The sequence below is a fragment of the Streptomyces sp. Ru73 genome (assembly GCF_002920575.1).
Classification (GTDB): domain Bacteria; phylum Actinomycetota; class Actinomycetes; order Streptomycetales; family Streptomycetaceae; genus Streptomyces.
In genome coordinates this window covers 1-12,926 of the sequence record NZ_PQSQ01000097.1, presented here as the reverse complement: position 1 = coordinate 12,926, position 12,926 = coordinate 1, and the positions used below count along the sequence as shown (strand labels likewise).

Below are 12,926 nucleotides of genomic sequence, written 5' to 3'. Positions count from 1 at the left end.
GTCAGTTCGCTTCGACGAGCTTCAGCTCGGGGTGGGCCGTACCCCCGTCGAGCGCGGTGGAGGAGATGTGCGAGGTGACGCGGTCGTCGACCGGGTCGTTCGCCGGGTCGTCGTGGACGACCAGGTGCTCGTACGTCGTGGCGCGCTGCGCCGGGACGCGGCCCGCCTTGCGGATCAGGTCGATGATCTCCATGCGGTTGGAGCGGTGCTTGGCACCGGCCGAGGAGACGACGTTCTCCTCCAGCATGATCGAGCCGAGGTCGTCGGCGCCGTAGTGCAGCGAGAGCTGGCCGACCTCCTTGCCGGTGGTCAGCCAGGAGCCCTGGATGTGCTGGACGTTGTCCAGGAAGATCCGGGCGATCGCGATCATCCGCAGGTACTCGAAGAGCGTGGCCTGCGTCCGGCCCTTCAGGTGGTTGTTCTCCGGCTGGTAGGTGTACGGGATGAAGGCGCGGAAGCCGCCCGTACGGTCCTGGACGTCGCGGATCATGCGCAGGTGCTCGATGCGCTCGGCGTTGGTCTCGCCCGTACCCATCAGCATCGTGGAGGTGGACTCCACGCCCAGGTTGTGCGCGATCTCCATGATCTCCAGCCAGCGCTCGCCCGACTCCTTGAGCGGCGCGATGGCCTTGCGGGGGCGCTCGGGCAGCAGCTCGGCGCCGGCGCCCGCGAAGGAGTCGAGACCCGCGGCGTGGATGCGCTGGATGGCCTCCTCGACGGAGACGCCGGAGATGCGGGCCATGTGCTCGACCTCGGACGCGCCGAGGGAGTGGATGACCAGCTCCGGGAACTCCTTCTTGATGGCCGCGAAGTGCTTCTCGTAGTACTCCACGCCGTAGTCCGGGTGGTGGCCGCCCTGGAACATGATCTGCGTGCCGCCCAGCTCGATCGTCTCGGCGCAGCGGCGCAGGATGTCGTCGAGGTCCCGGGTCCAGCCCTTCTTGGTGTCCTTCGGGGCCGCGTAGAAGGCACAGAACTTGCACGCCGTCACGCAGACGTTCGTGTAGTTGATGTTCCGCTCGATGATGTACGTCGCGATGTGCTCGATGCCGGCGTACTTGCGGCGGCGCACGGCGTCGGCCGCCTTGCCGAGGGCGTGCAGCGGCGCGTCGCGGTACAGCTCGACGGCTTCCTCGGGGGTGATCCGCCCGCCCTCCGCGGCGCGGTCGAGTACGGACTGGAGGTCGGCGTTCTCGGTCACCGGGCGTCCCTTTCGAGGTTCTTGGGCGGGCATGTGTAACGACCGATCCAGCGTACGCCAGGGGTCCGGCGGGGCCGGTGGCGGTCGGCCGCTTCCCGCGGGGGCTCCGCTGCGGAGGTGTCAGCCGGTCCTGGTGAGGTGCGCCGTCGGGTGGCCGCCGTCCGCGTCGTCGGAGGCGTACGCGAGCCCGTCGCCCTCCCGGGTGAGGGTGACGGTCGCGGCCCGGCCCGTGCACAGCGCGCCGGTGTCGCCCGCCGCCGTCTCCCGCAGGGTGAGCCGGCGGCCGGTGGCCGAGCGGAGCTCGCCGGTGGCCCGGCACTTGGTGATCATCACGTCGTACGTCAGCTTCGCCACCTGCTCGCCCGGCTTCCCCTTGCCGACGGTCACCGTGACCGAGCCGTTGGGCGTGCCGTCGTCCTGCCGGACGGTGCCCGTCCAGGTGCCGAGGAACGCCTCGGGCACGGCGCCCTCCGGCCCTCCGCCGCGCGGGGGCCCGGCGGTCGGGGTCGCGGCGGGACCGCCCTGGTCCCCGCCCTTCGGCTCGTCGCCCGGCAGCAGCGGGAGGACGACGGCCGCGGTGGTCGCGACGGCCAGCGCACCGGCGACGGACAGCACGAGCGTGCAGCTCAGCCGCCGGGGCCGGGCCCGGCCGCCGAACATGCCGGTGAGCGTGAGCCGGCGCTCCTTGGCGCCGGCCGGCCCGCCCGCGGCCCCGGCGGCCGCCCCGCCGGTGCCGGTCGCGGCGGCGGGCGCCGGCCATTCCCGGGGTGGCGGGACCACGGCAGGGGCGTCGAACGGCACCGGCCCGGAGGGCGGCGTCGGCGCGGCACCGGGCCCGTACGCGGGGGCGCCCGGATGGCCGGGGCCGGCGGCGTACGAGGGGTCCGGCGGCCCGAAGCCGGCGGCCGGCGCCGCGGGGCCCGGCACCGGGGCCGCGCCCTCGCGTGCCCCCGCCTCCAGGTTCAGCACCTCCACGGCACGGCGGCTGACCTGCTCGACCACCGGGGACGGCAGCCAGCCCGCGCGCACCAGCGCCGCCGCGCCGCCCTCCCCGGCCAGCCGCCGGGCGAGGGCCGCGGGCGGCGGACGGTCCCCGGCCCGCTTGAGCAGGCAGTCCGAGACGAGCGCGCGCAGGTCGCCGGTGAGCTCCGGGCCGAGCCGCGGCTCCTCGTGCACGACCTTGTAGAGCAGCGCGGCCGAACTGTCACCGGGGAACGGGCTCTCGCCGGTCGCCGCGTACGCCAGGACAGCGCCCAGCGAGAAGACGTCCGAGGCGCCGGTGGTGCCGTCGCCGAGGATCTGCTCGGGCGCCATGTAGCCGGGCGAGCCGACCGAGACGCCGGTGGCGGTGAGCGAGGCGGTGCCGTCCGTGGCACGGGCGATGCCGAAGTCGATGAGGAGCGGGCCGTCCAGGGTGAGCAGCACGTTCGACGGCTTCACGTCCCGGTGGACCAGGCCCAGCCCGTGCACGGCGGCCAGCGCCTCGGCGAGGCCGGCGCCCAGGGCCCGTACGGAGTGCTCGGGCAGCGGACCGTGCGCGGCGACGGCGGCGTCGAGCGAGGGCGCGGCGACGTACGCGGTGGCGACCCAGGGCACGGCCGCCTCGGCGTCGGCGTCCAGGACGGGTGCGGTCCAGGCGCCGCCGACCCGGCGGGCCGCCGCCACCTCGCGCCGGAAGCGGGCCCGGAACTCGCGGTCGGCCGCGAACTGCGGATGCACGGCCTTCACGGCGACCGTCCGGCCACCGGGGCTGCGGCCGAGGTAGACCCGGCCCATGCCGCCGGCGCCGAGCCGGGCGAGCAGCGTGTACGTACCGATCCGCGCCGGGTCCTCCGCTTCCAGCGGCTGCATGGACTCCCGCCTCCCCCTCGCGTCACGCCCGTCCGCCACAGCTTAGGACGGCGGCGATCCGGCCATCGGGGGAATGCGGAGGGGCGGGCGGCCGGCGGCGGCCGGAAAGGGGTGCGCTTTCCGGACACGGTGCCGCCGAACGGCCGGGGGAAAATCGGACCTCAATTCCGGCGGCCACCCATTCCGGGAATTGCGGTCGCGCCGTTCGTACAGAGTTCACGAAGAATTCCCGGCGGAACCGGCGGCGGGAAGCGCGACCGGAAGGCGCCGGGCAGAAGTCGTGGAAGGCCGGAAGACGGCCAGAAAGTTGTATAGGGCATGAAAAAAGCGAGGGGCCGGCGCCGCTCAGATGCGGCCGGCCCCCCGCGCTCCGACGGCGGCCCGGCATCCGGGCAGGAAAGGCCCGGTACCGGGTCACACGTCCAGCAGGTCCACCCGGACGTCCGCGGGGAAGCCCGTCGTCGGGCCCGTGCGGCGGGCGAACTCCGTGACGCCGCGCAGCTGGTCAGGGCCGAAGCGGAAGTCCAGCGTGGTGAAGTACGTGGCGAGCACCTGCTCGTCGAAGTGCTCCCAGCGGGCCGCCTGCTCGGCGACCTTGTCGACCTCCTCCAGGGACAGGTCGCGGGAGGCCAGGAACGCCTCGTGCACCTTGCGGACGACGACCGGCTCGCGCTCCAGGTAGTCGCGCCGGGCCGCCCACACCGCGAAGACGAACGGCAGGCCGGTCCAGTCCTTCCACATCTGGCCGAGGTCGTGCACCTCCAGGCCCAGCCGGGGCGCCTCGTGCAGGTTCGCGCGCAGCGCGGCGTCCCCGATCAGCACGGCGGCGTCCGCCTCCTGCATCATCACGCCCAGGTCGGGCGGGCAGGTGTAGTAGTCGGGCGTGACGCCGATCTTCTCGGCGAGCAGCAGCTGCGCCAGCCGCACCGAGGTCCGGGAGGTCGAGCCGAGCGCGACCCGGGCGCCGTCCAGCTGGTCCAGCGGCTTCTGCGAGACGATCACGCAGGACATCACCGGGCCGTCGCAGCCCACCGCGATGTCGGGGAAGGCGACCAGCTGATCGGCGTGCTTGAGGAACTCCACGAGGGTGATCGGACCCATGTCGAGTTCGCCCGCGACCAGCTTGTCGTTCAGCTGGTCGGGCGTGTCCTTGGTGAGCTCCAGATCGAGCAGGGTGCCCGTACGGGCCAGGCCCCAGTAGAGGGGCAGGCAGTTCAGAAACTGGATGTGGCCCACCCGCGGCCGGGTCCGGCGGTGGCCGGCGGTCGGTGCGGGTGCGTCTCCTACGGTTGAATTGTCCACATGCGGAGGCTAGCCCCGCGGGGCTCCTCACGAGGCGGCGGGGGCCTCCGTATGGCGTGCGTCCGCCACTCGCGCGTATCGGTTCCGGACCCCGGACGGCGTACGGAGGAGCACCGGATCACCTCGGCGCGACGATAAACGTGATCTTTGGCTCTTCCGCCTTCTGAGCGCACCGTGCTAGGCTCAGCGCAAGTTGCAGTTTGGTTTCCCTTGCAGTACAGAGCCTGCGGATCATGTGACCCGCAGGCATTTGTAGTTTTCAGACTTCTTTGCAGGTTCTGGAGCAGGGCAACCCTTTGGCCCAAGGAGGGCTTATGGCTACCGGAACCGTCAAGTGGTTCAACGCCGAGAAGGGCTTCGGCTTCATCGCCCAGGACGGCGGCGGCCCCGATGTCTTCGTCCACTACTCCGCGATCAACGCGTCTGGCTTCCGCTCCCTGGAGGAGAACCAGACCGTGACCTTCGACGTGACCCAGGGCCCGAAGGGCCCGCAGGCGGAGAACGTCACCCCGGCCTAGTTGCCCGGGTCGGCCGATCGCGGCCGTGAGTAGCAGTACCCAAGGAGCCCTGCTCCGCCGCTCCGGCGGCGAGCGGGGCTCCTGCCTTTCCGGCTCCGCTCTCTCTCCGGCTCGGCGGCCTTCCCGGCTCGGCGGCCTTCCCGGCTCGGCGGCCTTCCCGGGTCCACAGCCTTCCCGGCTCGGCGGCCTTTTCGGCCACCCAGTCCCGGCAAATCGGACAGAAAAGGGTGAAGCCCCGCGCCGCCTCCCCCACAGAGGCGACACGGGACTCCAGTCTGACGCGCCCGCTTGGACGGGCGACGGGCGGGGTCGGTTCCGCGCTCAACTACTTTCGTACAGCGCGTCGATGTCTTTCGCATAGTCCCGTGCAATGGCCATTCGCTTCAGTTTCAACGAAGGCGTGAGATGTCCGGCTTCCTCGGTGAAGTCGGCGGGCAGCACGGCGAAGCGGCGCACGGACTCGGCACGGGAGACCAGCCGGTTGGCGTCGTCCACGGCGCGCTGCAGGTCGGCGAGGAGCTTCTCGTCCCGCACCAGCTCCGTGAGCGGCACGTCCTGCTTCTTCTGCATCTGCCGCCAGTGCGCGAGCCCGTCCGGCTCCAGGGTGATCAGCGCGGTGACGTAGGGCCGGTTGTCGCCGATCACCATGCACTGGCCGACCAGCGGGTGGGCGCGCAGCCGGTCCTCCAGCGGCGCGGGCGCCACGTTCTTGCCGCCGGAGGTCACGATGATCTCCTTCTTGCGGCCCGTGATGGTCAGGTACCCGTCCGCGTCCAGTGCGCCGAGGTCGCCGGTGGCGAACCATTCCTGCGCGTCGGTGACCGGTACGGCGGTGCCGCTCGCCGCGTCCCAGTAACCGGCGAAGACCTGGCCGCCGCGGAGCAGCACCTCTCCGTCGTCGGCGATGCGGACCGCGCTGCCGGGCAGCGGCCAGCCCACGGTGCCCAGGCGGGGCTTGAGCGGCGGGGTGACGGTGGCGGCCGCGGTGGTCTCCGTCAGGCCGTACCCCTCGAAGACCTGGATGCCGGCGCCCTCGTAGAAGGCTGCCAGCCGCTTGCCGAGCGGGGAGCCGCCGCAGATCGCGTAGCGGACCCGGCCGCCGAGCGCCGCGCGGATGCGCCGGTAGACCAGCGGGTCGTACAGACCGCGGGCGGCGCGCAGGCCGAGCCCGGGGCCGGACCCGGTGCCGTGCTCGGCGGCCTCGACCGCCTCGCCGTACGCACGGGCGATGCGTGCCGCGCGGTCGAAGGAGGAGGCCCGGCCCATCTTCTCGGCCGTGGCCCGTCCGGTGTTGTACACCTTCTCCAGTACGTACGGGATGGCCAGCAGGAACGTCGGGCGGAAGCCGGCCAGATCGGCCAGCAGCTCCTCGGTCTGGATACTCGGGGCGTGGCCCAGCTTCACCCGGGCCCGCAGGCAGCCGACCGCCACCATCCGGCCGAAGACATGGCTCAGCGGCAGGAAGAGCAGGGTCGAGGCGGGGTCCTTGCTGACCGACTTGAAGACCGGGTGCAGCAGCTCGATGGAGTTGTCGACCTCGGCGAAGAAGTTGCCGTGGGTCAGCACGCAGCCCTTGGGGCGGCCGGTGGTGCCGGAGGTGTAGATCAGGGTGGCGATGTCGGCGGGGCCGCGGGCCGCCCGGCGCTTGGTGACCTCGTCGGTGAGCAGATCGCGGCCGGCCGAGGTGATCTGCGCGACGGCGCCGGTGTCCAGCTGCCAGAGGTGGGCGAGGCCGGACAGTCCGCCGCGTACGCCGCTGATCATGCGGGTCTGTTCGACGTGCTCGACGACGCAGGCCACGGCCCCGGAGTCGTGCAGGATCCACTGTGCCTGCTCGGCCGAGGAGGTCGGGTACAGGGGGACGGTGACCAGGCCCGCCGCCCAGGCCGCGAAGTCGAACAGCGTCCACTCGTAGCTGGTCCTGGCCATGATGGCGAGCCGGTCGCCGGGGCGCAGCCCGTGCGCGATCAGCCCTTTGGCGAGGGCGAGGACCTCGTCGGCGAATGCGGCGGCGGTCACGTCGCGCCAGCTGCCGTCGCGCTGCTTGCGGCCGAGCACCGCCTCGGTGGGGGCCTCGGCCGCGTTGTCGAAGGGGATGTCGCCGAGGGAACCGGCGGGGACGGCGGGGGCGAGCGGGGGGACGGACACCTCGCGGACGGTGCCGTCCTCGACGGTCTTCCGGGGCGGGACGAGTACCGGGTTTCCGGGTGGTGCGGCTTCCTGGCGTGACACGAGCGGCTCCTCAGGCGGGCGCCCCGAGGGGGCGGGGGCCCTTGGGTTGTCCGGCGGACCTTCCGTGGAACTTCGGTGCTGCTGCGGTGCGGCTGCTGTGCTGCGTGGGGATGCTGCGAGAGGGGTGGGTGTCCGGTTGCCGCGGCCGGCACGGGAACCGGCCGCGGCAACCGTCGCCTAGGCGCGTTCGAGGATCGCGGTCACGCCCAGACCGCCCGCCGCGCAGATCGAGATCAGACCGCGTACGGGCCTGCCGTCGGCGGCCGGCTCGCGCTCGGCCAGCAGCTCGGCGAGGGTGGCGACGATGCGGGCGCCGGTCGCGGCGAAGGGGTGGCCGGTGGCCAGCGAGGACCCGGCGACGTTGAGCCGGTCGCGGTCCACGGGCGCCAGCCCCTGCTTCTCCCAGGCGGCGAGGGTGGCCAGCACCTGGGAGGCGAACGCCTCGTGGACTCTCGACCAGATCGAAGTCCTCGATGCCGAGCCCGGCCCGCTCCAGCATCCGCGGCACGGCGTACGCGGGCGCCATCAGCAGCCCGTCGTCCCCGTCCACGAAGTCGACGGCGGCCGTCTCGTACGCGGTGAGGTAGGCCAGCGGCGTGAGCCCGCGCTCCCGCGCCCACTCCTCGCTCGCCAGCAGTACGGTCGCCGCGCCGTCCGTCAGCGGCGTGGAGTTGCCCGCCGTCATCGTCGCGTCGCCGTCCCGGACACCGAAGACGGGCTTGAGGCGGGCGAGCTTCTCCGGGGTGGAGTCGGGGCGCAGGTTCTGGTCCCGGTCCAGGCCGCGGAACGGCACGACCAGGTCCTTGAGGAAGCCGCGGTCGTACGCGGCGGCGAGCCGCTGGTGGCTGGCGGCCGCGAGGGCGTCCTGGTCGGCGCGCTGGATGCCCCACTTCTTCGCCGTACGGGCCGCGTGCTCGCCCATGGAGAGGCCGGTGCGCGGCTCGGCGTTGCGCGGGATCTCGGGGACGAGGTGGCGCGGCCGGATGCGGGCGAGCTGCTTCAGGCGGGCGCCGGCGGTCTTCGCGCGGCGGGTGGCGAGCAGGATCTTCCGCAGCTCCTCGTTCACGCCGAGCGGGGCATCGCTGGCGGTGTCGGAGCCGGCGGCGATCGCGCTGTCCAGCTGGCCGAGGGCGATCTTGTTGGCGGCGGCGATGACGGCCTGGAGGCCGGTGCCGCACGCCTGCTGGATGTCGTACGCGGGGGTGCGCGGGTCCAGCCCGGAGCCGAGCACCGTCTCGCGGGCCAGGTTGAAGTCGCGGCTGTGCTTGAGCACCGCGCCCGCGACGACCTCGCCGATCCGCTCGCCCGCCAGGCCGAACCGGCCGACCAGGCCGTCCAGCGCCGCGGTCAGCAGCTCCTGGTTGGAGGCGGTGGCGTACGGGCCGTCCGAGCGGGCGAAGGGGATGCGGCTGCCGCCGATCACCGCGACCCGCCGGGTGCCCCCGGTGCTCTCCTGCGTACTCATCCTCGACCAGCTCCTGACCCTTGAGTAACCTTACTCGGAAGTAAATTTACGCGAGAACCAGGAGCCGGCCAATGCCCGATCGCTACCTTCGTTTCACGCAGTCCGGACCGGGGCGCTTCGTGACCCGGCGGCTGGGGCTGCCGCAGCCGGCCCCGCTGCACCGGTGGAGCGCGGAGCGGCCGGAGCTGGACGGGCCGCTGCTGCACGTGACGGCAGGCAAGAGCACGGTGGAGCCGACGGCCGTGCTGGCGCGGGCCGGGCTGCCGGTGCACACCTCGCGGCAGGACGGGGCGCGGTACGCGGCGGTCGTCGTGGACGCCACCGGAGCCGCGGACGTGGCCGCGCTGCGCGAGGTGTACGACGGGCTGCACCCGGTGATGCGCTCGCTGACGGACGACGCCCGGCTGGTCGTGCTCGGCTCGGCGCCCGACCCGGCGGACCACCACCAGGCCGCGGCGCAGCAGGCGCTCGAAGGGTTCGTACGGTCGCTGGGCAAGGAGGCGGGCCGCGGGCGCACCGCGCAGCTGCTGCGGCTGGCGCCCGGCTCCGCCGATGCTGCCGAATCCACCCTCCGCTTCCTCCTCTCGCCCCGGTCCGCGTACGTCAGCGGCCAGGTCATCGGCGTCGAGGCCGCCGAGGTCACCGCGCCCGAGGACCGGGACCGGCCGCTGGCCGGGCGGACCGCGCTGGTGACCGGCGCCGCGCGCGGCATCGGCGAGGCGGTCGCGACGACGCTCGCCCGGTACGGCGCGCACGTGGTCTGCCTCGACGTGCCGCAGGCCGAGGCGGACGTACGGGCGGTCGCCGGGCGGCTGGGCGGCCAGGCCCTCACGCTGGACATCACCGCGGCGGACGCGGGCGAGCGGATCGCCGCCGCCCTCCCCGACGGCCTCGACGTCCTGGTCCACAACGCGGGCATCACCCGCGACCGGCGGCTCGCCAACATGAAGGCCGACCGCTGGGACGCCGTACTGGACGTCAACCTCGCCGCGGTGCTCCGCACCACCGACCAGCTGCTGGCCGCCGGCACGCTCCGGCGCGGCACGGGCCGGATCGTGGCCACCGCGTCCATCGCCGGGATCGCGGGCAACACGGGCCAGACCAACTACGCGGCGAGCAAGGCCGGGATCATCGGGCTGGTCCGCTCGCTCGCGCCGCGCGCCGCCGCCGAGCACGGGGTCACCGTCAACGCGGTCGCGCCCGGCTTCATCGAGACGAAGATGACCGCGGCCGTGCCGCTCTTCATCCGGGAGGTCGGCCGCCGGATGAACTCCCTCGGCCAGGGCGGCCTTCCCGTCGACGTCGCCGAGACCATCGCCTGGCTCGCGGACCCCGCCTCCGGCGGCGTCAACGGGCAGGTCGTCCGGGTGTGCGGGCAGAGCCTGCTGGGGGCGTGATGGCGGACACGAGGAAGGACAGGGGCGAGGACGTGACGCTGGGCCGCGCGCCGCGGCTGATGGCGGCGCTGGGCAAGGGCGTGCTCACCGGGATCGGCAAGCGGCCCCGGGCGGACGCGCCGCTGCCGGCCGTACGGCTCACCCTGCCCGGCGTACGGGCCGAAGCGGCCAGGACCGCCGCGTACGCCGAGGTCTGCGGCTTCCCCGCGGCCGCCCGGCAACTGCCGGTCACCTACCCGCACATCCTCGGCTTCCCGCTGGCCGCGCGGCTGATGAGCGCGCGCGCCTTCCCGCTGCCGATGCTCGGCCTGGTCCACACCTCGATCGAGATCGTCCAGCACGCGCCACTGCCCGCCGACGAGCCGCTGGACCTCACGGTGTACGCGGCGGAGCTCCGGCCGCACCGCCGCGGCACCGAGGCCGTCATGATCACGGAGGCCCGCCGCGACGGCGAACCGGTCTGGCAGGACCGCAGCACCTACCTGGCCCGCCACCGCACGGAAGCGGCCTCCGCACCGGCCACGCCCCCGCCGGCCGCTTCCGCTCTGCCGCCCCGCGCCGAATGGCGGCTGCCCGCCGGCCTCGGCCGCCGGCACGCCGCGGTCTCCGGCGACTACAACCCCATCCACCTGCACCCGCTGACGGCCCGCCCGCTCGGCTTCCCCCGCGCCATCGCCCACGGCATGTGGACCTTCGCCCGCTGCGCCGCCGAAGCCCTCCCCCCGGACGCCACGTCCCTGCGCATCTCGGCGGACTTCCGCGCCCCGGTCCTCCTCCCGGCAACGGTGACGTACGCCGCGGACGGCCCCGCCTTCGAACTCCGCGGCGACGGGCGCCTGCACCTCACGGGCAAGGCGGAGATCAGGTCCTAAAGCAGGCCGCTGTTGCAGAACACGCACGCGTCCCACTGCGGCAGCCCGCTCAGCACGCGGTGCCGCAGACAGCTCGCGCTCGCCGCCTCTTCGGGGGCGGGGAAGTCGGTACAGCCGGTGAGGAACCCGGGCGGCGGCGGGTCCAGCGGATCGAACCCCGCCACCATCGCCTCGTAACGCCGCAGGTACCCCTCGGCGTGCGGCGGGTCGTACCGCAGCTCGTCCCAGCGATGGCGGCGCCGGGCGAGCCGTACGGTACGGAGGACGAAGTCCCGGGCGGCGTACGGATCCTCACCCCAGTCGACGTCCGCCAGGTCGAACCCGACGACGCCGTTGCCCATGGCGTGCTGGTCCTGCTGGTTCAGCAGGGCGGCGAAGCGGCGCTCCCACTCGCTCTCGGCGAGCGCGGACACCGCGAGCATCAGCACCTCGACGAAGACGTCGGTCCCGCCGTTGCTCAGGTCCAGCCGCTCCCGGCCCGCCGTGAACACATTGGCCATCGCTCACCCGCCCGGCGTCCACCTGGTGCCCGACATCAGGGGGCCGAGACCCGTCCAGGCGAAGTTCATGAGGGTGGCGGCGGCCTCGCGGGCGGTGGGGCGGGCTTCGGCGGGGCGCGCGTTGGCCCATTCGGCGAGGGACTCGGCGGCGCCGACGAGGGCGTGCGAGAGGCCGGAGACCTCGCGTTCCGCCAGGTTCTCGTCGCAGCCCGCCTCGCGTGCCGCGGCGCCGATCAGGCCCGTCACGAACTCGATGATCTCGGCCCGCATCGCGGCGACCTCCAGCGCGAAGGGCTCGCCGTGCGTGCGGGCCTGCTGGTGCAGCACCGCCCAGCCCTCGGGGTGCTCGGCGGTGTGCGCGAAGAAGCCCCGCAGGCCGCTCCACAGCTGCCGGTCGGCCGGCGCCCCGGTCTCCACCGCGGCCCGTACCGCGGCGACCAGGGCCGCGGCCTCCCGCCGGATGACCGCGCTGAACAGCTCCTCCTTGGAGTTCAGGTAGAGGTAGACCAGCGGCTTCGAGACGCCCGCGACCTCGGCGATCTCGTCCATCGAGGCGGCGCGGTACCCCCGCCGCGCGAACGTCAGCACGGCCGCGTCCATCATCTGCTGCTCGCGCACCGCGCGCGGCACCCGCTTGCTCTTCACGTCACCCACACCGAACGCCCTTCCGCCCCGCCCGCTTACCGCGAAGTAAGTTTACGGACCCCGCCGCGCCGGGCCCCGCCTCCACGGACATGCACGGCCGAAATACGGACGCGCGCGGCCGTAATGCCGTTGACAGGGCCGAGGGCTTAGCGAGACGGTACGGTTCGTCTAGTGCGAGACGCTGCGTCTCGCGATGGGGAAGGGAGGACGCCGTGGACGGCGGACAGTACGTGGAGGCGGCGCCCGGGGTGCGGCTGTGGGCCGAGCAGCGGGGCGCGGCCGACGCGCCCGCGCTGCTGCTGATCATGGGGGCGCAGGCGTCCGGGCTCGGCTGGCCCGACGAGCTGGTCGACGCGCTCGCCGCGCACCACCGGGTCATCCGTTACGACCACCGCGACACCGGCCGCTCCCCCTGGGCGTTCGACGAGCGGCCGTACCGGATCACCGACCTGGCCGAGGACGCGGTCGGCGTGCTCGACGGGCTCGGCGTGGCGCGGGCGCACGTGGTCGGGATGTCGCTCGGCGGGATGCTCGCGCAGCTGCTGATCGCCGACCATCCGGAGCGGCTGCTGAGCGCGACGCTGATCGGGACGTGCGCGCTCAGCACGACGGACTACGTACGGCCGGACGGCACCCGGGTGCCGGTCGGGGAGCTGCCGGGCATCGCGCCGGAGATCCTGGAGGAGTGGGCGAAGCCGTTCGAGGACCGCGGCCTGGAGGCCGTACTGGACCAGCGGGTCGCGCACTCCCGGCTGCTGAGCGGCGGTGGCATCCCGTTCGACGCGGCGTACTTCCGTGCGCTGGAGCGGCGGATCATCGCGCACGCGGGGCGGTACGACGCCAACGGCGCGCACGGCCGCGCCGACGACTCGGGGATGCTGCGCACCGCCGAGCTGGCCCGTACGGAGGTGCCCACGCTCGTCGTGCGCGCCCCGGCCGAGCC

At 73.6% G+C, this 12,926-nt stretch carries 10 protein-coding genes and 1 pseudogene; 4 read left to right on the top strand and 7 right to left on the bottom strand.

Annotated elements, in window-relative coordinates; all coding sequences use genetic code 11:
- Nucleotide 1 precedes the first annotated feature (1 nt).
- The 3 genes from mqnC to C3486_RS30030 form a co-directional block, all read right to left on the bottom strand.
- On the bottom strand, nucleotides 2-1,201 hold the full coding sequence (gene mqnC / locus C3486_RS30040) for a cyclic dehypoxanthinyl futalosine synthase (protein WP_103835943.1): 1,200 nt from the start codon (nucleotides 1,199-1,201) through the stop codon (nucleotides 2-4).
- 120 nt (nucleotides 1,202-1,321) lie between these two features.
- A complete protein-coding gene (locus C3486_RS30035; protein ID WP_103835942.1) occupies nucleotides 1,322-3,052 on the bottom strand; it encodes a serine/threonine-protein kinase in 1,731 nt (576 codons plus the stop codon).
- A 414-nt stretch (nucleotides 3,053-3,466) separates the two neighbouring features.
- On the bottom strand, nucleotides 3,467-4,354 hold the full coding sequence (locus tag C3486_RS30030) for a menaquinone biosynthetic enzyme MqnA/MqnD family protein (RefSeq protein WP_103835940.1): 888 nt from the start codon (nucleotides 4,352-4,354) through the stop codon (nucleotides 3,467-3,469).
- Nucleotides 4,355-4,668: 314 nt separating this feature from the next.
- On the opposite strand from C3486_RS30030, the gene C3486_RS30025 reads away from it, so the two are divergent.
- Nucleotides 4,669-4,872, top strand: coding sequence for a cold-shock protein (locus tag C3486_RS30025; RefSeq protein WP_030620150.1), 204 nt, complete (start codon nucleotides 4,669-4,671; stop codon nucleotides 4,870-4,872).
- A gap of 321 nt (nucleotides 4,873-5,193) precedes the next feature.
- Here C3486_RS30025 and C3486_RS30020 read toward each other — a convergent pair whose 3' ends face one another.
- The gene (locus C3486_RS30020) at nucleotides 5,194-7,104 is read right to left on the bottom strand and encodes a long-chain fatty acid--CoA ligase (RefSeq protein ID WP_103835939.1); all 1,911 of its coding nucleotides are present in this window, start codon (nucleotides 7,102-7,104) and stop codon (nucleotides 5,194-5,196) included.
- 177 nt (nucleotides 7,105-7,281) lie between these two features.
- Nucleotides 7,282-8,569 (bottom strand): annotated as a pseudogene (locus C3486_RS30015) (acetyl-CoA C-acetyltransferase).
- A 71-nt stretch (nucleotides 8,570-8,640) separates the two neighbouring features.
- Between C3486_RS30015 and C3486_RS30010 the strand changes: the two are divergent.
- Both C3486_RS30010 and C3486_RS30005 read left to right on the top strand, forming a co-directional pair.
- Complete coding sequence (locus tag C3486_RS30010; RefSeq protein WP_103835938.1) at nucleotides 8,641-9,966, top strand: 3-oxoacyl-ACP reductase; 1,326 nt, start codon at nucleotides 8,641-8,643, stop codon at nucleotides 9,964-9,966.
- Nucleotides 9,966-10,838, top strand: coding sequence for a MaoC family dehydratase (locus C3486_RS30005; protein WP_374936935.1), 873 nt, complete (start codon nucleotides 9,966-9,968; stop codon nucleotides 10,836-10,838). Before C3486_RS30010 ends, C3486_RS30005 begins: the two co-directional genes overlap by 1 nt.
- On the opposite strand, the gene C3486_RS30000 is transcribed toward C3486_RS30005, so the two are convergent.
- Together C3486_RS30000 and C3486_RS29995 are read right to left on the bottom strand one after the other, a co-directional pair.
- Nucleotides 10,835-11,338, bottom strand: a complete 504-nt coding sequence (locus tag C3486_RS30000) for a hypothetical protein (protein WP_103835937.1) — start codon at nucleotides 11,336-11,338, stop codon at nucleotides 10,835-10,837. The two genes, C3486_RS30005 and C3486_RS30000, sit on opposite strands and share 4 nt — an antisense overlap.
- 3 nt (nucleotides 11,339-11,341) lie before the next feature.
- Nucleotides 11,342-11,992 (bottom strand): TetR/AcrR family transcriptional regulator, encoded by a 651-nt coding sequence (locus C3486_RS29995; RefSeq protein ID WP_181138748.1) that lies wholly within the window; start codon nucleotides 11,990-11,992, stop codon nucleotides 11,342-11,344.
- Between the two features lie 203 nt (nucleotides 11,993-12,195).
- On the opposite strand from C3486_RS29995, the gene C3486_RS29990 reads away from it, so the two are divergent.
- Nucleotides 12,196-12,926: alpha/beta fold hydrolase (locus tag C3486_RS29990; protein WP_258053073.1), on the top strand; the 731-nt coding region annotated here is incomplete at its 3' end.

Coding starts and splice junctions, on each gene's coding strand:
- C3486_RS30035 (WP_103835942.1), bottom strand. CDS start 3,052: ATGCAGCCGCTGGAAGCGGAGGACCCGGCGCGGATCGGTACGTACACG.
- C3486_RS30025 (WP_030620150.1), top strand. CDS start 4,669: ATGGCTACCGGAACCGTCAAGTGGTTCAACGCCGAGAAGGGCTTCGGC.
- C3486_RS30010 (WP_103835938.1), top strand. CDS start 8,641: ATGCCCGATCGCTACCTTCGTTTCACGCAGTCCGGACCGGGGCGCTTC.
- C3486_RS30005 (WP_374936935.1), top strand. CDS start 9,966: ATGGCGGACACGAGGAAGGACAGGGGCGAGGACGTGACGCTGGGCCGC.
- C3486_RS30000 (WP_103835937.1), bottom strand. CDS start 11,338: ATGGCCAATGTGTTCACGGCGGGCCGGGAGCGGCTGGACCTGAGCAAC.